The 229-nt window shown below is 51.1% G+C and carries 1 pseudogene; it reads right to left on the bottom strand.

What is annotated here, in order from left to right:
- Positions 1-229, bottom strand: a pseudogene (locus AAEY79_RS16660) (MipA/OmpV family protein); the annotation flags it as partial.

The following is a 229-nucleotide window of genomic DNA, read 5'->3' as shown; positions in this document are numbered from 1 at the left end:
AAATTACCATCATTACGCCCTAAGATATCAGTGGCAAATTGCCCACGGAAGCCACCAATTGGCGTACGATGCAGATACGTGACACCAGCAGCAGCCGACGCTTTACGTTTATCAAGACCTGATAGGGCGCCATTGGCATCCTCTGGATCGAACTCATTACCCGCAAGTTGAGCGTAGGCAGACAGCTGATTGGTGCCATCATTAATGAGGTAAGCGCCCGCTTGAGCAC

The organism is Psychrobacter sp. GW64-MNA-CIBAN-0177 (assembly GCF_040309585.1).
GTDB classification, from domain to species: domain Bacteria; phylum Pseudomonadota; class Gammaproteobacteria; order Pseudomonadales; family Moraxellaceae; genus Psychrobacter; species Psychrobacter okhotskensis.
This window is presented reverse-complemented; position numbering and strand designations above follow the sequence as displayed.